The following is a 20875-nucleotide window of genomic DNA, read 5'->3' as shown; positions in this document are numbered from 1 at the left end:
TTTTCCGCTGCGGGCAGGCTCAGTCACGATTCTTCTGGCTCAGTCACGCGTCAGCTTGCGGTAGGTCACCCGGTGCGGGCGAGCCGCCTCCGCACCAAGCCGGTCGATCTTGTTCTTCTCGTACGCCTCGAAGTTGCCCTCGAACCAGAACCACTTGTCCGGCTCCTCCTCGGTGCCCTCCCAGGCCAGCATGTGCGTGGCGACCCGGTCGAGGAACATCCGGTCGTGGGAGATGACCACGGCGCAGCCGGGGAACTCGAGCAAGGCGTTCTCCAGGCTGGAGAGCGTCTCGACGTCAAGGTCGTTGGTCGGCTCGTCGAGCAGGATCACGTTGCCGCCGATCTTCAGCGTCATCGCGAGGTTGAGCCGGTTGCGCTCACCGCCGGACAGCACCTTTGTCGGCTTCTGCTGGTCCGGGCCCTTGAAGCCGAACGCGGCCACGTACGCCCGCGACGGCATCTCGACCTTGCCGACCATCATGTGGTCGAGCCCGTCGGAGACGACCTCCCACAGCGTCTTGGTGGGGTCGAGGCCGGCCCGGCTCTGGTCGACGTACGACAGCTTGACCGTCTCGCCGATCCGCACCGAACCGGAGTCCGGCTGCTCCAGGCCGACGATGGTCTTGAACAGGGTGGTCTTGCCGACGCCGTTCGGGCCGATGATGCCGACGATGCCGTTGCGCGGCAGCGAGAACGACAGGTTGTTGATGAGCGTACGCCCGTCGAAGCCCTTGACCAGGCCGTTGACCTCGATGACGGTGTTACCCAGGCGGGGGCCCGGCGGGATCTGAATCTCCTCGAAGTCCAGCTTCCGGGTCTTCTCGGCCTCGGCGGCCATCTCCTCGTAGCGGTCGAGCCGGGACTTGCTCTTGGTCTGGCGCGCCTTGGCGTTCGACCGGACCCACTCGAGCTCCTCGGAGAGGCGCTTCTTCATCTTCGCGTCCTTGCGGCCCTCGACCGACAGGCGGGCCGCCTTCTTCTCCAGGTAGGTGGAGTAGTTGCCCTCGTAGCCGATCGCCCGGCCGCGGTCCAGCTCGAGAATCCAGCCGGCCACGTTGTCCAGGAAGTACCGGTCGTGGGTGATCGCCAGGACGGTGCCCGCGTACTTGGCCAGGTGCTGCTCCAACCAGGACACGCTCTCCGCGTCCAGGTGGTTGGTGGGCTCGTCGAGCAGCAGCAGGTCGGGCGCCTCGAGCAGCAGCTTGCAGAGCGCGACCCGGCGGCGCTCGCCACCGGAGAGCTGGGTGACGTCGGCGTCCGGCGGCGGGCAGCGCAGTGCGTCCATCGCCAGCTCGAGCTTGGAGTCGATGTCCCACGCGTCGGCGTGGTCCAGCTCCTCCTGGAGCTTGCCCATCTCCTCCATCAGCTCGTCGGTGTAGTCGGTGGCCATCTGCTCGGCGATCTTGTTGAACCGCTCCAGCTTGGCCTTGGTCTCCGAGACCGCCTCCTCGATGTTGCCGAGGACGGTCTTCGCGTCGTTGAGCGGCGGCTCCTGCGCCAGCATGCCGACGGTGTAGCCGGGCATGAGCCGGGCCTCGCCGTTGCTCGGCGTGTCGAGCCCGGCCATGATCCGTAGCAGGCTGGACTTACCCGCGCCGTTCGGGCCGACCACACCGATCTTGGCGCCTGGCAGGAAGCTCAGCGTCACGTTGTCGAGCACGACCTTGTCGCCGTGCGCCTTGCGCGCTTTTTCCAGGACGTAGATGTACTGGGCCACGGTGTGCCCTACCTCCGAGATCGTGGTTTATCGGTGCCGGAATCAAAGGACAATCTTTCCAGGTGCCGTCACCGTCGCGAACAACAACCCCGGGCGGTCAGCTTTCGACCACTTTCTGCTCCTCGCGATCGCCGTCCGCGTACGAGATCAACAGCCGCTTCCGATCGACCGAGAAGATGTTGCCGTCAAAGGCCTGGGCCGCGTAGCGGCCGTCGCCCTCGCTCCACACGCCGGTCAGGAAGAGTGCCGTCTTGCCCTCGATCCACTCGGCCTCGGTGCCGCCCTTGTTGGCGTGGTAGAAGAGCCGCCCGGACCGGTCCTCGCAGATCCACACCTCGGTCTTGCGATTCGTACGCACCCACATGACCTGCCGCAACTCGCCGTCGGCACCCTGTTTGGCGCCCATCTTCTGGGTCTGGTCCGGGCACGCCGGCCCGGTGGCGATGAGCACCGGACTGGGAGTCGGCTCGGCCCCGTCCGACTCCTCGCGGTCGCGTTCCTGCCCGAGCAGGTACCCGCCGACCATCCCGATGATCGTCAGCAGCGCCGTGGCGATCACCACAGGGAAGAACAATGGCCGCCGCCGCTGGGAATGATCATCGAGGGGAGTCACCGGCACAGGATGGCACCCGAGCCTCACCCGGTCCATAACGGTCCGAGACGTGGGGTGCGAGAAAGCGGGAGCTTACGCACAGTAGGCTCGCGTTGGGAACAGAAACCACTCGGAGGTGTACTCAGCGTGGCCCAACGAAGTTCCTTCGTCGTCGTCGCCAATCGTCTGCCCGTTGACGAGGTGACCGCGCCGGACGGTGAGAAGCAATGGCGTCCCAGCCCGGGAGGCCTGGTCACGGCGCTGCATCCGGTCCTGACCGAGCATCGCGGCACCTGGATCGGGTGGGCCGGCGGGGACGGTCCGGCGCCCGAGCCCTTCGAGCTCGAAGGCATCCACATCCATCCGGTTCCACTCAGCGGCGAGGAGCTGGAGCGTTACTACGAGGGCCAGTCCAACGCCACGATCTGGCCGCTCTACCACGACGCGGTCGAGACGCCGGTGTACAAGCGGCGCTGGCGGGAGACGTACCGGGTGGTCAACCACCGGTTCGCCCAGGCCGCGGCGGAGGTGGCCGACGAGGGCGCCACCGTCTGGGTGCAGGACTACCAGCTCCAGCTGGTGCCGTCCATGCTCCGCGAGATGCGGCCGGACCTGAAGATCGGGTTCTTCCTGCACATCCCGTTCCCGCCGATCGAGCTCTTCATGCAGATGCCGTTCCGGGCCGAGATCCTGCGCGGCCTGCTCGGCGCCGATTTGGTCGGCTTCCAGCAGCGGCTCGCCGCGCAGAACTTCGTCCGGCTGGCCCGCCACCTGCTCGGCCTGCGGTACGAGGGCCAGTCGATCCAGGTGGACGGCCGCAAGGTCAAGGCCGGCGCGTTCCCGATCAGCATCGACACCAAGGACATGGAACAGCTGGCCGCCGACCCGGCGGTGCAGGCCCGGGCCAAGCAGATCCGCGCCGAGCTGGGCGATCCGCAGACCGTGATCCTCGGCGTCGACCGGCTGGACTACACCAAGGGCATCGAGCTGCGCCTCAAGGCGTTCCGCGAGCTGCTCGCCGACGGCAAGCTCAACGTCGGTGACGCGGTGATGGTGCAGGTCGCCACGCCCAGCCGGGAACGGGTCGAGCACTACCAGACGCTGCGGGTGAAGGTCGAGCGCGAGGTCGGCCGGATCAACGGCGAGTTCGGGCGGGTGGGTGTGCCGGCCGTGCACTACCTGCACCAGTCGATGCCGAAGAACGAGCTGGCCGCGCTCTACGCTGCGGCCGACGTCATGATGGTGACCCCGCTGCGCGACGGCATGAACCTGGTCGCCAAGGAGTACATCGCGTGCCGCGGTGACACCGGGGGCGCGCTGGTGCTCAGCGAGTTCGCCGGCGCCGCGACCGAGCTGCGCCAGTCGTTCCTCTGCAACCCGCACGACCCGGACGGCGTGAAGGACGCGCTGATGCGCGCGGTCGGCGCGGAGCCGTCCGAGCTCAAGCGCCGGATGCGGGTCATGCAGCGGCACCTGCGGACCCACGACGTCGCGCGCTGGGCACGTACCTTCCTGGACGAGCTGGGCGACGCCGGCGAGCCGGACGAAAAGGAATAACCCGCGGTCAGGCGCCGGGCCGATTCCGGTCCGGCGCCTTTTTGCGGTACGCGCGAAGCACGCCGCCCGGCCGCTCAGCCGAGAGCGGGGGTGATCTGCTCCGCGACCGCCACCACGTCCCCGATCACGACCACCGCCGGTGGACGGATCCCCGCCGCGGCCGTCTCGCCGGTCACCGCGCCCAGCGTGCTGCGCAGCGACCGCTGATGAGCGGTGGAGCCCTCCTGGACGACGGCGACCGGGGTGTCCGCGGACCGGCCCTCGGCGATCAGGCGGGCCGTGATGGCGGGCAGATTCTTCAGGCCCATCAGCACCACCAGGGTGCCGCGCAGCCGGGCCAGCGCCGCCCAGTCCACCAGCGAATCCGGGTGGTCGGGCGGGATGTGACCGGAGACCACGGTGAACTCGTGCGCCACACCGCGGTGGGTGACCGGGATGCCGGCCAGCGCGGGCGCGGCGATCGAACTGGTCACGCCCGGCACCACCACCACCGGTACACCGGCCTGGGCACACGCGAGGGCCTCCTCGCCGCCCCGGCCGAAGACGAAGTTGTCGCCGCCCTTCAGCCGGACCACGAATTTGCCCTGGGTGGCACGATCCACCAGGATCCGGTTGATCTCCTCCTGGGCGGCCGACGGCCCGTACGGGATCTTGGCGGCGTCGATCAGCTCGACCTCGGGACGCAGCTCGCCGAGGAGGATCCCGGGGACGAGGCGGTCGGCGACCACCACGTCGGCCGCGGCGAGGAGCCGGCGACCCTTCACCGTGATCAGCTCGGGATCGCCCGGGCCGCCGCCGACCAGGGCCACGCCCTTGAACTCGGGCGAGGCGGGTGGTGCGGCCTCCAGCGCGTGGGCCACCAGGTCCCGGACCGCCATGGCGCGGCGGCGGTCGCCCCCGTCGGTCACCGCCACGGTTACCTGACCGTGCCGGGTGACGGCCGGCGTCCAGGCGGTGGCGGCGTCCCGGTCGTCCGCGCGTACGCAGAAGACCCGATGCTCCTCGGCGGCCTCGCTGACCTGCGCCGCCGCCTGCGGGTCATCGACCGCGACGTGCACCAGCCAGGCGCCCGCCACGTCGCCGGGCGCGAAGCGCCGCGGCGTCCAGACCGCCCGGCCGGCGTCGACGTGCGCCTGCAAGGCGGGGGTGAGCTCGGGCGCCACGATCTCGACCTGGGCGCCCGCCGCGATCAACCCGGGCACCCGGCGGGTCGCGACCGTGCCGCCGCCGACCACCAGAACGCGGCGCCCGGCGATGCGCAGGGCCAACGGATAGAGACTCACTTCTCCGACACTCCCGCCGAATCGAACGTCGCCACCTCGTGCAGCACGCGCACCGCGGCCGACACGACGGGCAGGGCCAGCACCGCGCCGCTGCCCTCGCCCAGACGCATACCGAGGTCGAGCAGCGGCTCCAGGCCGAGGTGAGCGAGCGCGACACTCGCGCCCGGCTCGGCGGAGCGGTGCCCGGCGACCATCGCGGCCACCGAGTCCGGGGCGAAGGCGGCCGCGGCCACCGCCGCGGACGCCGCGATGACGCCGTCGACGATCACCGGGACCCGGCGGGCCGCCGCGCCGAGGATGAAGCCGGTCAGCGCGGCGTGCTCCAGGCCGCCGACGGCGGCGAGGACGCCCAGCGGATCCGCCGGGTCCGGCGCGTGCCGTTCCAGCGCGGCACCGACCACGTCCGTCTTGTGTGCCAGCATCGCGTCGTCGATGCCGGTGCCACGCCCGGTGACCGTAGCCGCGCCGGCACCGGTGAAGGCCGCGATCAGCGCCGCCGCCGGGGTGGTGTTGGCGATGCCCATGTCACCGGTGAGCAGGGCTCGGGCGCCCTGGTCGACGAGCGTCTCGGCGACCTGGATGCCGACCTCGACCGCGGCCAGGGCCTCCTCGCGGGTCAGCGCCGCCGTCACGGTCATGTCCCGGGTGCCGCGGCGCACGTTCGCGTCCAGCAGTGTCGCGCCGCCGTGCAGCGGGATGGCGACACCGACGTCGATCACCATGACGTCCGCGCCGGTCTGCCGGGCGAACGCGTTGACCACCGCGCCGCCGGCCACGAAATTCGCCACCATCTGAGCGGTGACCTCCTGCGGCCAGGGGGTCACCCCCTGGGCGTGCACGCCATGGTCACCGGCGAAGATCGCGACCGTGGCCGGGTCGGGCAGCGGCGGCGGGCAGGCGCCGGCCAGGCCGGCGAGACGTACCGAAAGCTCTTCCAGGGCGCCCAGCGAACCCGCCGGCTTGGTCAGGCGTGCCTGCAACTCGCGGGCAGCCGTCATCGCCCGCTCGTCGGCGGGCCGGATGGCCGCCAGGGTGGTCTCCAGGGTCACGGTCGCTCCTCGATCACTTCGGTCAGAGTCTGCACGAATCCGTCGGTGGTGGCAGTGTCGCGCACCGCAATCCGCAGCCACTGCGGGCCCAGCCCCGGAAAGGTGTCGCCCCGGCGTACCGCGTAGCCGCGTTTGCGCAGCTCAAGTCGAATCTGGTCGGCGCCGGGCACGCGTACGCTCACGAATGCGCTGGCCGGCTCACCTGCAACCGTGACGCTCGGCACGTGCCGCAGCCGGTCCACCAGGTGGGCGCGCTCCGCCGCCATCTCAATCGCGATCTCGCGTTCGGCGGCGACCGCGACCGGCGACGCACACGCGGTCGCCGCGGCGAGCGCGGGCGTGGAGACCGCCCAGAGCGGCTGCGCGGCGGCCAGCCGCGGCAGCAGCTCGGCCGGGCCGAGCAGATAGCCGATCCGCAGGCCGGCCAGGCCCCAGGTCTTGGTCAGGCTGCGCAGCACCACCAGGCCCGGCAGATCCCTGCGCTCGGCGAGGGACTCCGGCTCGCCCGCGACGCCGGGACGGTAGGTGGTGTCGGCGAACGCCTCGTCCACCACCAGCACCCGCCCGGGCCGGGCCAGCTTCGCCACGTCCTCGGCCGGATGCAGCACCGACGTCGGATTGGTGGGATTGCCGACGAAGACCAGCTCGGAGTCCTCCGGCACGAGCGCCGGGTCGAGGCGGAAGCCGTCCTCCGCACGCAGCAGCACGCGGTCGACGTGATGACCGGCATTGATCAGCGCGGCCTCCGGCTCGGTGAACTGCGGATGTACCACGATCGGGTGATTCGCACCTCGCAGCGCCTGGGCGAGCAGCACGAAAGCCTGAGCGGCGCCGGCGGTGAGCAGCACTTCCGCCGGGTCGCGGCGGTGCCGGGCGGCAACGGCCGCTGTCGCGGCAGACCCATCGGGGTACGCGGACAGCCTGCTCAACGACTCCGCGATCGGGTCGGCCAGCCACCCGGGCATGGGCTGGTGCCGGACGTTGACCGCGAGATCGATCAGGCCCGCGCCCACCTCGGTGTCGCCGTGATGACCAAGGTCGAACGTCATGCGACGGTGCCCTCCCGGCCCTCGCCCGTTCCGGCTAGGTGCCGCTCGGTGCAGTCAGTCATGCGGTCAGCATGCCGGATGCCTCACTTCAGCCGTTCCGGGGGAACGTGAAGCCATTTGTCATACCTTCGAAGAGTGACTAGCCGACCCCTCACCGTAGCCGGAAGAGTCGCCCTCCTGATTCGAGCCGGGCTCATCGCAGGCCTGGTCATCGCCGGCCTCTCCTATCCGCTGGCCGCCCTGGCCGGCATGGGAGTCAAGGTCGGCACCGACGCCATCGAGAACATGCCCGAAGAACTCACCGAGGTCCCCCCGGCACAGACGACCTACGTGTACGCCAACGACGGCGAAACCCTGCTGACGATGTTCTACGAGGAGCACCGCAAACACGCCGCCCTCAGGAACATGTCGCCCTACATCACCAAGGCGATCATCGCGTCCGAGGACTCCCGCTTCTACGACCACAACGGTGTCGACCCCAAGGGTGTGGCCCGCGCCTTCGTCGCCAACCAGAAGGCGGGCGGCGTCTCGCAGGGCGCGTCCACGCTGACCATGCAGTACGTCCGGATGGCGCTGCGGGACGGCGCCCGGACGCCCAGGCAGGCCCTCGAAGCCACCGAACAGACGGCCGCGCGCAAGCTGCGCGAGATGCGGCTCGCCATCGAGGTGGAACAGCGGCTCAGCAAGGACCAAATTCTGGAGCGATACCTGAACGCCGCGTACTTCGGGCACCGCGCATACGGGATCTTCGCGGCCTCCCAGGTGTTCTTCTCCAAAGCCCCGAAGGACCTCACCCTCACCGAGGCGGCTCTGCTCGCCGGGCTGGTCAAGGCGCCGTCGGCGTACGACCCGGCGACCAAGGACCAGCGGGCGGCACTCCAGCGGCGCAACTACGTCATCGACCAGATGGCGAAGATCGGGTCGATCACCCCGGACGAGGCGGCAACCGCCAAGAAGACGAAGATCGATCTGAAGCTGACGGCGCCGCCGAACGACTGCGTCTCGGTCGCGAGGAAACACAACGACTGGGGCTTCTTCTGCGACTTCTTCAAGACCTGGTGGCGGGAACAGCCCGCCTTCGGCGCGACCCCGCAGGAGCGCGAGGAGAATCTGCGCCGCGGCGGCTACCGGGTGGTCACGTCCATCGACCCCAAGATCCAGCGGTACGCGATGGAGCACGTCCTCGACAAGGAGAAGCGGGACAGCCCGTACGCACACGGACAGGTGGTCATCCAGCCCGGCACCGGGCGGGTGCTCAGCATGGCGGTCAACCGCCGGTACTCGCTGGACCAGGAGGACAACGGCCGGCACAGCGACTGGTCACTCGGCCGGGACGTGAAAGGCAACTATCCGAACACGGTGAACCCGCTGCTCGGCGGTGGCGACATGGCCGGATATCAGGCCGGCTCCACGTTCAAGATCTTCACGCTGCTGGCCGCGCTGGAGGAGGGCCTGCCACTCTCCACGTCGATCTACGCTCCGCAACGGTTCGTCTCGAAATACATCACCGCGCCCGGACCGGCGACCTGTGGCGTGCACTGGTGCCCGAAGAACTCCACCGCGTCGATGACCGGCAACCAGACCATGTGGAGCGGATTCGGCAAATCGGTCAACACCTACTTCGTGCAGCTCGAGCAACGGATCGGCGCGGAGAAGGCGGTCAAGATGGCGGAACGGCTCGGGCTGCGGTGGCGCAACGAGGTAGACCGCAAACTGGCCGGACCGGACCACGCCTCCGGCTGGGGCGCCTTCACACTGGGCGTCAGCGACGCCACCCCGATGGAGATGGCGAACGTCTTCGCCACCCTCGCCGCCGAAGGCATGTACTGCCAGCCGCTGCCGGTGCAGTCGATCCGCAACCCGGACGGCAGCCACGCCGTCCACAACGGGAAGCTGATCGGGGCGCCACGCTGCCACCGCGAGCTGAAGGTCAACGTCGCCCGGGCGGCGACCGACGCGGCCCGCTGCGTCACCGGGTACGGCGCGGAACGCGGCAGCTGCGGCGGGTGGGGCACGTCCGAGATGGTCTACGCCACGCTGAACCGGCCGGTGGCCGGGAAGAGCGGGACCACGGACGGCAACAAGACGGCGTGGTTCAGCGGATATACGCCGCAGCTGGCGTCGGCGGCGTTCGTCGCCGACCCGGACAATCCGAAGCATCTCGTGGGGTCTGGGCGGTCGACGATTTCTAAGTTCACCGTCGCGCAGACCCTGCGGGATGCCCTGGAGGGGCAGCCCAAGGCGAAGTTCAAGCCGCCGTCAGACAAGATGGTCCGGTGAATCGGCTCTTGTCCGGCCCAACGTGGGTGCTGTCTGGCGGCCGTTGAGACAGCAGTGAGCGTGGGCCAAGCAAGATCACCGCTTGGGGGCCCTGACGAAGGAAGCCCTTGCGGGGCGGCGCGGCTCGGGCGGCGCCGCTCGGGCGGCGCGGTTCGGGGCGGGGCGGCTCGGGCGGCGCGGCTCGGGGCGGCTCGGGGCGGGGCGGGGAGGCGCGGCGCGGCGCGGGACGCGGTGACAGCCATCAGGCACAGCCGGGCCCGACTTTTCCGCCTATTTGATCACCCGGCTATACGCCAGGGCTGCCTCCCGGCCGTTGAAGCAGCCCTCGCGCACAGCCGGCCCACAAAACCCGGCCTTGTCGATCACCGAGGTAGTAGCAGTGGCTGTTTAGCTGATCCACACCACACCCGCCATGCCCGGGCGCGGTTGCTCGCCACGTGGCCGGGCTGCCTGCCCGGGGGTTTGTGGGGCCGGGTGCGGGTGCTCGCGACGGCCGGGCTCCCTGCCCGGGGGTGGCGGGGGCCGAGCGCGCTTTCGTCGTGCGCTCACCCGGGTGCCGACCCGTAGACATACCCGGGCGGCGGGCCGTGGACTGCCGTAACCGTCAGGTGATGCTGTTTCCCGGCGGTCGCGCTGAGGCCGGGACGGAAAGCCTGGCTCGCGCCGGGAGAGCGGGCACGGGGTCGGCTTCGGCGAGACGCCGGTTACGCGTACTCCGAAAAGCCGGGACTGGCGGGCAGACCTCGACCCAGATAGGGGTCAAGAGCTTGTGCGACGTGGCGGGCGGCCGCCGATCACCGTCTGTGGCAGCGGCTGCCGAGCTGATCAAGGTCTCGTGCGATGTGGCGGGTGGCCGCCGATCGCCGTTTATGGCGGCGGCCCTCAGCTGATCAGGGGCTGGTGCGGTGTGGGCGGGCGGCGGCCGCGTCGCGGCTGCGGGGTGGCCGCCAGGAGGGGTCGCGGCCGGCCAGGGCGACCGCTTGACTCAGCAGATCGTTCTCCGGGTCGACCGGCACGACGGGGCCGAACATCCCGGGTGTGCCCTCGGCCGGACCCTGTGCGAGGAACTCGACCAGGACCTCCAGCGCGCGCGGATCGGCGGCGTAGTCCTGGCCGGTCGCGCGGGCAAGATCCCAGCCGTGAATGACCAACTCGTTCACCGCCACGGTCCCCATCGCGGTCGCCGGCAACGTCACCCCACCGGCCTGCGCGGTCCCGGTCCAGGCGGCCGGGTCGCGCCACGCGGTGGAGAGATCCTCCAGCAGCACGGGCAGCCTGCTGCGCCAGTGCGGTGACAGATGATCGGCGGACGGCTCCGGCGGCGGGCCGCTGGTGCCGGGCGCGTCGGTGCGTTTGCGCGCGGCCTGGCTGAACGCGAACGCCAGCCCCATCAGATGATCCAGCAGGGCCGCGACCGACCAGTCGGGACAGGGGGTCGGAGCGGCTAGGTCATCATCGTCGACGCCGAGCAGCAACGCCCGGATCTGACGAACCGGTGGGTCGAAATCCAGCGGCACACGGTCGGCCACGGCCCCTCCTTCGGTTGTCGTACGCCTCACGTTACGAGAGGGGTACGACACTTTCCGGACGGCGAATCGGCCTTTCGCACGCTGGGCGGCTTCCGGCGGAAATCGGTCCCGTGGGCGGCTGGGCGCGGCTCAAGAGTGGACCGGAATGTCCTCGGTCGGTCGGCTGTCCGGGATGCCAGGGGTACCCGGGCCGGAGCGGGGCGCGGCTCCGGGGCCGGGGACATACGTCACCCCGGCGTCCGAGCCGGGGGCGATGCCGGGCCCGTGACCGGAAGTCATCCCCGGACCGGATCCGGGCATCACGGGCGGACCCTGGATTCCTTGAGTCGTACCGGCGTCGAGGCCCTGCCCGGGAGGTGTTCCTGGGCCGGGAGACATTCCAGGGCCGAGAGGCATCCCCTGGCCGGAAGGCATCCCCGGACCGGAAGGCATCCCTTGCGCCGGGCCGGGGCCCATGCCCGGGCGGGAGCCGGGAGGCATTCCCGGGCCGTGTGCCGTCGCCGGGACCGGACCGGGTGGCATCGGGGCGGCCTGCATCGGGGGCATCGGGCCGGGCGATCCGGACGGACCGGCAGGCGGTCCGGAGTAGGCGGGTAGCCCGGAGTTGGCGGACGGGCCGGAGTGGCCGGGCGGGCCGGCTGGCGGGCCGGAGTGGCCGGGTAGCCCGGAGTGGGCGGACGGCCCAGAGAGGGCAGCCGGCGGGCCGGAATGGGCAGGCGGCCCGGAGTGGCCGGCCGGCGGGCCGGAGTGGGCGGACGGCCCGGAATAGCCGACGGGCATCAGCTGGCTCGGTGGCACAGCCGGGCTGGGTGGCATCGCGGGAGCGGGAGCGGGAGCGGGCGGCATCGCGGAAGCGGGCGGCATCGCTTGGCCCGCGGGCATGCTGGATCCGGCGGCCATGCCGGAAACCGGCCCGGACTGCGGGCCGGTGAGCGCCGCGGCGACCAGCCGGTTCGCGATCTCCGGGGCGGCCGCCCAGTGCAGGCCGAGCTGGGACGCGTGCACCTGCCGCCAGACGAAGCCCTCCGGATTGCCCCCGGACCAGGTCCACGCCGGGTTGGCACCGGCACGCGGGGCGACGATCGCCCGGTGATGCTTGTATCCGGTGATGCGGGCGCCGGCCGGAGCCAGCACCGAGGTGCCGGGGGCGGTGGCCTCGCGGTATCCGGCGACGGTCTGGTCGCTGGTGGTCGCGGTGGCGTCCAGGACGCCGCACATCGGGCGGCCGTCGAGTTCCCGGCCGAGCCACGACAGGGCGATGCCCTCGGCCACGACGGGCCAGCCGTCCCGGGCGAACTGCGCCACGTCGGCGCTGAGCCGGTGATTGGCGGAGAGCTCATCGGCGTACCCCTCGGGCAGACCCGCGCCCATGATGAGCGCGCGCGTTCCCGGCGGCAGTGCCTCGTCGCGCAGCGGATCGACCACCGCGACGTCCGCACCGGCGGCGGCGAGCAGCTCCGCGGTCTCCACGTAGGTGAAGGGTGCGCCCTGGCCTCCGGCCAGGGCGATCAACGGCCGCTTGTCGAACGCCTCGCCGCCGATCGCCTCGGCCGGCGTCCAGATCGGCCCGGGCAGCGACGGCGCCGAGCCGGCCAGGGCCATCAGACGGTCCATGTCGAGCATTCCGGCGACCGCCTCGCCCAGCCGGCGCACCGCCCGGCCGGCCTCGACGGTGCGATGCGCGACCGGGACCAGGCCGTGTACCCGGGCCGGAAGTACGTTCGGCAGGTCACCTCGGTGCAGCGCGCCCAGCACCGGCATGCCGATGTCGTCCATGGCGCTGCGCAGCATCTGCTCGTGCCGCGCTGAGGCGACCTTGTTCAGGATGACACCGCCGAGGTGCACCATCTCGTCGAACATCCGGAAGCCGTGCACCAGCGCGGCGAGGGAGTGGCCCATGGCGGCCACATCCACCACCAGCACGACCGGTGCGCGCAGTGTCGCGGCGACGGCCGCGGTGCCGTCGATCTCGGGCTGGCCGGTGAGGCTGTCGAAAAGCCCCATCGCGCCTTCGATGACGGCGAGCTGGGCGCCGGCGGCGCCGTGCGCGAACAGCGGCGCGACGCGCTGCGCGCCGACCAGCCGGGGGTCCAGGTTGCGGCCCGGGCGTCCGGCGGCCAAACCGAGGTACGCCGCGTCCGTGTGGTCCGGGCCGACCTTGAAGCCCGCGGTCGGTACGCCACGCGCCGTCAACGCGGCGAGCAGCCCGACAGCGATCGCGGTCTTGCCGTGGCCCGACGACGGCGCGCTCACGACCAGACGAGGCTGGGCGGTGATCAATGTCTCCCCCGAGGATTCCGCAGACGGCGGCCACGTGGTAGTGGCCCACCGAATGTCGCACACTACCTGGCTGCGGCGGGCGGCACCGCCTGGCCAGGTAGCCTCGGGGCGTGTACCGGTTCCTGCTGACGCCCCGCTGGCTGGCCGCGGCCGCGCTCACCGTCGTCGCCGCGATAGTCATGGTGATGCTCGGCAACTGGCAGCTGAGCCGGTATCACGAGCGCACCGACATCAATGAACGGATCGACTCGGCGAACGGCGCGCAGGCCGTTCCGATCACCTCCGTGCTGGCCGCACCGACCGCCCCCGGCACCCCCGGAGCGGCACCCGGCAAGGCTCTGGCCTGGACAAAGGTGACGCTGACCGGTCGGTACGACACGGCGCACGAGATCCAGGCCCGGGGCCGCACGGTCGGGAGCAAGGTCGGCTTCGAGATCGTCACACCGCTCGTTCTGGAGGACGGCACCGCGGTCCTGGTCGACCGGGGATGGGTGCCGGCCCCGGCCGGTGGTGCCCTCGCCGCGCCCGAGGTTCCGGCAGCGCCGACCGGCGAGGTGACGGTCGAAGGGCAGATTCACCTGTCGGAAAGTCGACCCGCCTCGGTGGAACGCCGGGACGGCCGGCTGGACACCCGGCGACTCCACCTTCCCCGCCTCGCCACCGAGCTGCCGTTCCCGGTCTACGGGGCATACGTCCTCCTGACGTCGCAGACGCCGGCCGCCGATCCGGCGTTCGTGCAGGTGCCGATCGAGCACGAGGACGCCTGGCAGAACGGTGGCTACGCCGTCCAGTGGTGGCTCTTCGCGGTGATGGCCTTCTTCCTGTACGGGTGGCAGGCCCGCCGGGAAGCGCACGGCGTGAACGAAACCGCCGGGAAACGACCACCCGCTCCGGTCCGGCGCGACCGGGTCGAGGAGGCCGAACGCCGAGCGCAGCGACCTCGCGACCGGGTGGAGGAGGCAGACCTACGCCGAGCGGCCGCAGCCTCGACCGCCTCGCCGGCCCCGGCTGCTCGCTCTTCCACCGCGACGGCCGAATCGGCCAACGAGAAGGAGTAGCCCGCCGAGCCGGAGCCGAAGAGGCGAAGGTCGTCTCGCGATGCCGGTCGGTGCCCGTTAATGTCGCGGGCATGACCTTTCCGCCGGGTGATCCGTGGAGCGCGCCCACGCCCGCTCCGGTGCCCTCCGCTCCGGCGGCGTCCGGCCCGGTGATCGTCGAGATCGCCGAGATCGAGGTCACCTCCACGACGGTGCGCACTCCGGTCGGTGACCTCCCGCTGGCCGGCTCTCATTGGCAGGTTACCGATCACTGGTTTCCGCAGCGGCGGACCCCGCTCTGGGCCAAAATCCTGGCTTTCCTCGGCATCTGCGTGACGGCCGGCCTGAGCCTGCTACTCCTGCTGGTCAAGGAGTCGGTGCCGCAGGGAACGGTGCACGTCACCGTCGTCAGCGGCCCGCGCCAGTACGTGGCCCGCATCCCGATCCGGCACGAGGGCGATGTGACCTCGATCAACCAGCAGGTCAACTACGTCCGCAGCCTGGCCGCTCTGTAGACCTCAGCCGGCGGGGGCCTGGTGCCCGCCGATCGCCCGGACCATGTCGATCGTGTCGGCCTCGGCGGCCCTCTTGTCGTCGCGGTAGCGCAGCACGCGCGCGAACCGCAGCGCGACCCCGCCCGGATAGCGGGGCGAGGTCTGCACGCCGTCGAAGGCGATCTCGACGACCTGCTCCGGCCGCACCCGGACCACCCAGCCGTCGTCGGAGACGGCCAGCTCCTTGAACCGCTCGGTCTGCCAGCGCAGCAGCTCGTCGGTGAGCCCCTTGAACGTTTTGCCGAGCATGACGAACTCGCCGGTGCCCGGGTCGCGGGCACCGAGATGCAGGTTGGACAGCCAGCCACGCCGGCGCCCGTGGCCCCACTCGACGGCGAGCACCACGAGATCCAGGGTGTGGCGCGGCTTCACCTTCACCCAGGCGGCGCCGCGGCGCCCCACGTCGTACGGCGCCTCCGGTGCTTTCACCACGATGCCCTCCTGGCCGGCGGCGAGCGCCGCCGCGAACGCCGCCGCCGCCTGCTCCGGCGTCTCCACCGTCTCCCGGCCCACGGTCAGGTCGGCGGGCAGCGTGTCGGCCAGGGCGGCCCAGCGGACCCGGCCGGGTTCGTCGAGCAGGTCGGTGCCGTCGAGATGGAGCAGGTCGAAGAAGTAGGGCATCAGGGCGACGCTGGAGGTCGCGCCGCGAGTGGCAGCACGGCTGGAGGTCTCCTGGAACGGCCGGGGCCGCCCGCTGGCGTCCAGGGCCATCGCCTCACCGTCGAGGATGATCTCGCGCACCGGCAGCGCCCGCACCGCCGCGACCACGTCCGGAAGGCGGGCAGTGATGTCGTCCAGGCTGCGGGTGAAGACCGCCACCTCGTCACCGGAGCGGTGCACCTGGATGCGGATGCCGTCGAGCTTGGTGTCCACGACCGCCGGGGTGCCGGTGTCGAGCAGCGCCGCCGCGACATCCGGCGCGCTCTGCGCGAGCATCGGGCTCAGCGGCGTGCCCACCCGCAGGTGGATCTCGGCCAGGGCCGGGGCACCACCGAGGAGGGCGGCGGAAGCCACCTGTTTGAGGTCGCCGGCGAGCAGCAGCGCCCGGCGCACGGCGGTGACGGGCACTTGCGCGGCCACCGCGATCGCCTCGGCGAGCAGGCCCGCCTGTGCGCCCTGGCGGAGCTCGCCGCTGAACAGGCCGACCAGCAGCCGCTGCTCCTCCGCGGTGGCCGCACCGAAGAGGGCACCGACCAGGTCACGCCGGCGCGCCTGTGAGCCGGCGCCGGAGACGACCGAGAGCTCGGCGATCGCGGCGTCGACGGCGGCGACCGTCAGAGTGGCCTCGTCGGCCGGGGGTGGCAGGTCACGCAAGCCCGCATAACCCACGCCGGTCTGTCGTTGCCGCAGCTCACCGGCCAGGTAGGCGGCGCCGGCCGTGATCTCACCGGGCTCGAGACGGCGCAGGGCATCGGCCAGCAGCTCGATCTTGGCCTTACGGCCAGAGGTCGCGCTGACGGCCGCCGAGGTGGCAGCTATGTCGAGGAAGCGCACGAGACCCATCCTGGCAGCCGGGTACGACATCCGGGTGCGGCATTCAGGCCGCCCGTGGCTCAGTGACGCGGAAACCCTTGGCTCGCACGGCGTCAGCCACCCGCGTCAACTCGGAGTCGAGCGCACAGAGCACCTTGGAGAGCTCCTCCAGATGGTCCTTGAGGGTGGCCTCGTCCCACCCGGAGACGTCGACGTCCCCCAGTGCGCGGGCCGCGACCCGCAGCCTGGCGATCGACTCGATCCGATCACGAGTGCGGAGCCGATCGAGGGTGTCTCGCGGGCCGGCGGGCATGGCCCGGACCACGCGGCTGCTGGCGGGAACACTCTTCGAACGCATGTTCGAATCCTAACAGGATTGATCGCCGCCGCCACCCTCGTGATCCAACCTGTGGACAACCGGGATCAGCGCGCCATCGCGAGCCGGAACCGCTCCTCCGCCTCGGCCGGACCGGCTCGGTCGGCGACGAAGCCGTCCGGCCTCACCAGGTAAAACAGGCCCGGACGCAACGGGGTGGAGGGTGCGGGCGGGAACACGTGAACCGGTATGCCGAGGTCGGGCGCGTCCTCGGTGACGACTCCGCCGTACGCATGGATCTGCCAGGAAGCGGCGCGCAGCACGGCGTAGTTGCCGCCGGCCCAGGGAAGGCGGCGGCCGACGACCGGATCGCGGCGCCCGCCGGGCGCCGCCGGGTCGAGGCGGTAGTGGATGCGGGTCTGCGACACGTACTGGAAGAGGCGGGAGCCACCGGACGAACGCGGCAGCAGCCGTACGGCGAGCGGGGCGATCAGCGGGACCGCGACCCGCCGCAGCAACCGGATCGGCAGCCGGGTGGACGTGACGATGCCGAAGAGACGGTCGGTGGTGGCCACCAGGGTCCGGGCGACCGGGCGCCGCTCCGCCTCGTACCGATCCAGCCAGCTGTCGCGGCGCCGGCCGCGCAACACGTCGGCGAGTTTGAAGGCCAGGTTGTGGGCGTCCTGGAGGCCGGTGTTCATGCCCTGGCCGCCGACCGGCGAGTGCACGTGGGCGGCATCGCCGGCCAGGAAGAACGGGCCGTCCCGGAAGGCCGCGGCGACCCGGTGGTGCACCCGGTACGTCGCGAACCAGCGGGACCGCTCGTAAGTGACCTGGAACGTCCGCCGCATCCGAATCCGCGCGTCGTCCTCGTCCAGCTCGCCGCTGCCGTCCACGTCGCGGACCAGCCCGATCAGCCGCCAGTTCGCCTCGCCGCGCATCGGGAAGGCGAGTAGGAAGTCCTCACCATCCGGCCGGGCGTTGACCGCGCCCACCACGAGGCCGGTCGCGCCCACCGCGTCCAGCACGAAGAACCGGTGCGGATTGGTGATTCCCTCGAAGCCGATCCGCCGGGACCTGCGCACCGTCGAGTTGGAACCGTCGCAGCCGACGCAGAAGCGGGCACGCACGGTGTCGTTGCCGACTTTCGCCTCGATGCCCTCCTCGGTCTGCACCACCGCGGTGACCGGGCACTCCCAGAACACGTCACCGCCGAGCTTCTGCAGGTTCTCGTAGAGAATCTCCTCGTTCCGGCTCTGCTCGAGAACCTGGATGAACGGATATGGCGTGACGCCGGCGCCGAGCGGGCCGAGCGGGATCCGGCCGAAGGCGCGCGCACCGAATCCCGGTGCGAGCGCCTCGGCCGGCTGTGCCGCCTCCAATGCCTGGTCACCGATGCCGAGCTGGTCGTAGATCTCCAGGCTGCGCGCCTGCACGACGAGTGCCCGGGACTCGCGCGTCGGGCCGTCCTTGCCGTCCGCGACGAGCACGTGCACCCCGAGCCGGGTCAACCAGTTGGCGAGCATCAGGCCGGTCGGACCGGCGCCCACCACCAGGACCTCACACGACAACTCGGCCATCGGTCACCCCGTTCTACTTCGTCAATTTCTCCGCGACGTTCTTGAGGAGCAGGGCCTCGGCGACACAGACCCGCTCGAACTCGCCGAGGTGCAGGCTCTCGTTCGGCCCGTGCGCCGCCGCATGCGGGTCCTCGACGCCGGTCACGAGGATCGCCGCGCCGGGGAACAGTTCCTGGAAGGTGGCGATGAACGGGATCGACCCGCCGACACCCATGTCCACCGGCTCGGTGCCGTCCCAGGCGGACCGGAAGGCCGACCGAGCGGCCTCGTAGGCCGGGCCGGTCGCGTCGATCACGCAGGGCGCGCCGTCGCTCTCCAGTTCGAGGACGAGCTGTGCGCCCCACGGCACGTTCTTCTCCAGGTGGGCGCAGATCGCCGCGTACGCCGATTTCGGGTCCTCGCCCGGCGCCAGCCGTACGCTGATCTTCGCGCGTGCCGAAGGCTGAAGCGCGTTGGCCGCCTCCAGCGTGCGTGGTGCGTCGATGCCCAGCACCGAGATGGCGGGTTTCGTCCAGATCCGGTCGGTGATCGTGCCCTTGCCGATGAACTCGACGCCGTCGAGCATCCCGGCCTCGAGACGGAACCGGTCCGCCGGGTAGTCGACGCTTGCGCCCTCCCGGCCGATCAGCCCGTCGACGGCCACCTCACCGCGGTCGTCGTGCAGCGTGGCGAGCAGCCGGACCAGGGTGATCAGCGCGTCCGGCACGGGACCGCCGAACATGCCGCTGTGCACGGCGTTTTTCAGCACCCTGACCTCGGCGAACATGTTGACCAGGCCGCGCAGGGAGGTGGTCAGCGCGGGCTGCCCGATGTCCCAGTTGCCGGAGTCGGCGATCACGATCACGTCCGAGCGGAGCTCCTCCAGGTGCTCCTGGATGATCGTGTCGAGGGAGTCCGACCCGTACTCCTCCTCGCCCTCGACGAAGACCACGACGCCGACCGGCAGCTGGTCGCCGAACGCGCGCAGCGCGGCGACGTGCGCCATCACGCCGGCCTTGTCGTCGGCCGCACCGCGCCCGTAGAGCCGGCCGTCGCGTTCCTCAGGCTCGAACGGGTCGCTCGCCCAGAGCGTGGGGTCGCCGGCCGGCTGGACGTCGTGGTGCGCGTAGAGCAGCACCGTGGGGGCACCGGCCGGGGCCGCCTTACGGCCGATCACGGCCGGCTGGCCGCCGTGGCGCACGATCTGCGTCTCCAGACCGCAGCCGCGCAGCAACTCGGCGACGGCCTCCGCGGACCGCTCGACGTGCGAGTGGTCGAAACCCTCGAAGGCGACGCCCGGGATCCGCACCAACCGTTCCAGGTCGGCACGGACACCGGGCAACTCGCGCCGGATCGCGGCGCGCAGATCGGATTCACTCAAGCTCATGCCGCCGATCGTAGGCCGCACCTGTGACGACCTCAGGCCGGGCGACCCGTTCGCGCCGGAGATCAGGCCTCCGGCGTACCCCCGTCGCCGTTGTCACCGCGGCTGCGGCGACGCGCGTCGCTGGCCCAGTTCATCACCCGGCCGGCGGCCGAACCGGCTAGGTCGGAAGTACCGTCGCCGAGCCTGCGCAGCAGGCCGGCCAGCGGGTCCTGCGAGGTGGCGAAATCTTCCCGGTACGCCTTCGCGGCCTGCTTGACGTCCTCGCTGACCGACGCGTCGCCGTCGGAGTCCCGGCGCGGGTAGTCCCCGGAGACGATCCGTGCGTACGCCCCCGAGTCGATCCATTTGCGCTGCTCAGCCGCGCGGGCGACCGGCACGGGATGGGTGCTCCACGCGGTCATGCCGATCTTGTGGATGCTGTCCCGCAGGTCGCCGCCGCCCTCGTACTCCGCGGCCTGCTCCAGGAACGCGGCGGTGTCGATCTGCGAGAGGTCGCCACCGCCGGCCAGCTTCATCAGCAGCCGCAGCGACGCGGCCGGGTCCTGACCGGCCAGCAGGCCGGCCCGGTCGGCGGAGAGCTCGGCCTTGCGCCACCACTCCAGCATCGCCGCGATGATCGCCCGGAGCGCGAAGGCGCCGACCGGAAGCCAGCTGATGTTCGCCGCCCAGCTGGTCAGAATCATCATGATCGTCTTGTAGACGGCGTGGCCGCTGAGCACGTGCCCCAGCTCGTGCCCGAGCAGCGCCCGCAGCTCGTCGTCGTCGAGCCGTTCCACCGAGCCCGTGGTGACCACGATGAACGGGCGGTCCAGGCCGATCGCCTGCCCGCCGATCCGCGGGTTCTGACTGACGTAGATCTCCGGGAGCTCGGCGACGTCCAGCGAGGTGGCCGCCTCGGTGAAGAGCTTGTAGACCCGCGGATACTGCCGGTGGTCCACCCGGATCGCCCCGGCCAGGAACGTCAGGCGGAAACCCCGCTCGTTCCACATGCCGAAGAACGTCTTCACGATGTCGTCGAACCCGCGCAGCTCGCGCAGGGCGGAGAGCGCGCCGCGGTCGGCCGGGTGCTCCCAGGCTCGCGAGCTGATCCCGGTCAGGGTCACCCGGCGGCGTACCGGTCGGTTCGACTCTTCGGTCGTCATGGATCACCCCGTTCTCGCCGCTGGCGCGGCGTGGTGGCTACGTCCGGCAATACCCGCGCCCAACGTACGCCC

16 protein-coding genes are annotated in these 20875 nt (G+C 71.2%); 4 read left to right on the top strand and 12 right to left on the bottom strand.

Annotated features, from left to right (window positions below):
• Nucleotides 1-39: 39 nt before the first annotated feature.
• Both ettA and I4J89_RS40395 read right to left on the bottom strand, forming a co-directional pair.
• A complete protein-coding gene (gene ettA / locus I4J89_RS40400; RefSeq protein WP_196419495.1) occupies nucleotides 40-1716 on the bottom strand; it encodes an energy-dependent translational throttle protein EttA in 1677 nt (558 codons plus the stop codon).
• 97 nt (nucleotides 1717-1813) lie between these two features.
• Complete coding sequence (locus tag I4J89_RS40395; protein WP_309238686.1) at nucleotides 1814-2329, bottom strand: hypothetical protein; 516 nt, start codon at nucleotides 2327-2329, stop codon at nucleotides 1814-1816.
• Nucleotides 2330-2455: 126 nt separating this feature from the next.
• Between I4J89_RS40395 and I4J89_RS40390 the strand changes: the two genes are divergently transcribed.
• The gene (locus tag I4J89_RS40390) at nucleotides 2456-3865 is read left to right on the top strand and encodes an alpha,alpha-trehalose-phosphate synthase (UDP-forming) (RefSeq protein WP_196419493.1); all 1410 of its coding nucleotides are present in this window, start codon (nucleotides 2456-2458) and stop codon (nucleotides 3863-3865) included.
• Nucleotides 3866-3939: 74 nt separating this feature from the next.
• On the opposite strand, the gene cobA is transcribed toward I4J89_RS40390, so the two are convergent.
• Genes cobA through cobC form a run of 3 tightly spaced genes read right to left on the bottom strand, consistent with a single transcriptional unit; the run spans nucleotide 3940 to nucleotide 7246 of the window.
• Nucleotides 3940-5148: a uroporphyrinogen-III C-methyltransferase gene (gene cobA, locus I4J89_RS40385; protein ID WP_196419492.1), complete on the bottom strand. Its 1209-nt coding sequence runs from the start codon at nucleotides 5146-5148 to the stop codon at nucleotides 3940-3942.
• Nucleotides 5145-6197: a nicotinate-nucleotide--dimethylbenzimidazole phosphoribosyltransferase gene (gene cobT / locus I4J89_RS40380; RefSeq protein WP_196419491.1), complete on the bottom strand. Its 1053-nt coding sequence runs from the start codon at nucleotides 6195-6197 to the stop codon at nucleotides 5145-5147. Before cobT ends, cobA begins: the two co-directional genes overlap by 4 nt.
• Nucleotides 6194-7246, bottom strand: a complete 1053-nt coding sequence (gene cobC, locus I4J89_RS40375) for an Rv2231c family histidinol phosphate aminotransferase CobC (RefSeq protein ID WP_196419490.1) — start codon at nucleotides 7244-7246, stop codon at nucleotides 6194-6196. Before cobC ends, cobT begins: the two co-directional genes overlap by 4 nt.
• Nucleotides 7247-7381: 135 nt before the next feature.
• On the opposite strand from cobC, the gene I4J89_RS40370 reads away from it, so the two are divergent.
• Nucleotides 7382-9526: a transglycosylase domain-containing protein gene (locus I4J89_RS40370; RefSeq protein WP_196419489.1), complete on the top strand. Its 2145-nt coding sequence runs from the start codon at nucleotides 7382-7384 to the stop codon at nucleotides 9524-9526.
• A gap of 890 nt (nucleotides 9527-10416) precedes the next feature.
• On the opposite strand, the gene I4J89_RS40365 is transcribed toward I4J89_RS40370, so the two are convergent.
• Nucleotides 10417-11055 (bottom strand): TIGR03086 family metal-binding protein, encoded by a 639-nt coding sequence (locus I4J89_RS40365; protein WP_196419488.1) that lies wholly within the window; start codon nucleotides 11053-11055, stop codon nucleotides 10417-10419.
• 129 nt (nucleotides 11056-11184) lie between these two features.
• The gene (locus I4J89_RS51785; protein WP_309238685.1) at nucleotides 11185-13308 is read right to left on the bottom strand and encodes a cobyrinic acid a,c-diamide synthase CobB; all 2124 of its coding nucleotides are present in this window, start codon (nucleotides 13306-13308) and stop codon (nucleotides 11185-11187) included.
• A gap of 137 nt (nucleotides 13309-13445) precedes the next feature.
• Here I4J89_RS51785 and I4J89_RS40355 point away from each other — a divergent pair, with 137 nt between their 5' ends.
• Both I4J89_RS40355 and I4J89_RS40350 read left to right on the top strand, forming a co-directional pair.
• Complete coding sequence (locus I4J89_RS40355) at nucleotides 13446-14393, top strand: SURF1 family cytochrome oxidase biogenesis protein (RefSeq protein ID WP_196419486.1); 948 nt, start codon at nucleotides 13446-13448, stop codon at nucleotides 14391-14393.
• Between the two features lie 71 nt (nucleotides 14394-14464).
• A complete protein-coding gene (locus I4J89_RS40350; RefSeq protein ID WP_196419485.1) occupies nucleotides 14465-14887 on the top strand; it encodes a hypothetical protein in 423 nt (140 codons plus the stop codon).
• Between the two features lie 3 nt (nucleotides 14888-14890).
• On the opposite strand, the gene I4J89_RS40345 is transcribed toward I4J89_RS40350, so the two are convergent.
• From I4J89_RS40345 to I4J89_RS40325, 5 genes are all read right to left on the bottom strand, one after another.
• The gene (locus I4J89_RS40345) at nucleotides 14891-16429 is read right to left on the bottom strand and encodes an ATP-dependent DNA ligase (protein WP_196419484.1); all 1539 of its coding nucleotides are present in this window, start codon (nucleotides 16427-16429) and stop codon (nucleotides 14891-14893) included.
• A gap of 34 nt (nucleotides 16430-16463) precedes the next feature.
• Complete coding sequence (locus I4J89_RS40340; protein WP_196419529.1) at nucleotides 16464-16712, bottom strand: hypothetical protein; 249 nt, start codon at nucleotides 16710-16712, stop codon at nucleotides 16464-16466.
• Between the two features lie 110 nt (nucleotides 16713-16822).
• A complete protein-coding gene (locus tag I4J89_RS40335) occupies nucleotides 16823-18295 on the bottom strand; it encodes an FAD-dependent monooxygenase (protein ID WP_196419483.1) in 1473 nt (490 codons plus the stop codon).
• A 13-nt stretch (nucleotides 18296-18308) separates the two neighbouring features.
• Complete coding sequence (locus tag I4J89_RS40330; RefSeq protein WP_196419482.1) at nucleotides 18309-19661, bottom strand: dipeptidase; 1353 nt, start codon at nucleotides 19659-19661, stop codon at nucleotides 18309-18311.
• Nucleotides 19662-19723: 62 nt separating this feature from the next.
• Complete coding sequence (locus I4J89_RS40325; protein ID WP_196419481.1) at nucleotides 19724-20803, bottom strand: M48 family metallopeptidase; 1080 nt, start codon at nucleotides 20801-20803, stop codon at nucleotides 19724-19726.
• Between the last annotated feature and the right edge of the window lie 72 nt (nucleotides 20804-20875).

The sequence above is a fragment of the Actinoplanes aureus genome (assembly GCF_015704865.1).
GTDB classification, from domain to species: domain Bacteria; phylum Actinomycetota; class Actinomycetes; order Mycobacteriales; family Micromonosporaceae; genus Actinoplanes; species Actinoplanes aureus.
This window is presented reverse-complemented; position numbering and strand designations above follow the sequence as displayed.

What these genes read in the sequence shown, in the direction of transcription:
- I4J89_RS40345 (WP_196419484.1), bottom strand. Translation starts at nt 16,429, where the DNA reads ATGGGTCTCGTGCGCTTCCTCGACATAGCTGCCACCTCGGCGGCCGTC.
- I4J89_RS40350 (WP_196419485.1), top strand. Translation starts at nt 14,465, where the DNA reads ATGACCTTTCCGCCGGGTGATCCGTGGAGCGCGCCCACGCCCGCTCCG.
- I4J89_RS40325 (WP_196419481.1), bottom strand. Translation starts at nt 20,803, where the DNA reads ATGACGACCGAAGAGTCGAACCGACCGGTACGCCGCCGGGTGACCCTG.
- cobC (WP_196419490.1), bottom strand. Translation starts at nt 7,246, where the DNA reads ATGACGTTCGACCTTGGTCATCACGGCGACACCGAGGTGGGCGCGGGC.
- I4J89_RS40330 (WP_196419482.1), bottom strand. Translation starts at nt 19,661, where the DNA reads ATGAGCTTGAGTGAATCCGATCTGCGCGCCGCGATCCGGCGCGAGTTG.
- I4J89_RS40335 (WP_196419483.1), bottom strand. Translation starts at nt 18,295, where the DNA reads ATGGCCGAGTTGTCGTGTGAGGTCCTGGTGGTGGGCGCCGGTCCGACC.
- I4J89_RS40340 (WP_196419529.1), bottom strand. Translation starts at nt 16,712, where the DNA reads ATGCCCGCCGGCCCGCGAGACACCCTCGATCGGCTCCGCACTCGTGAT.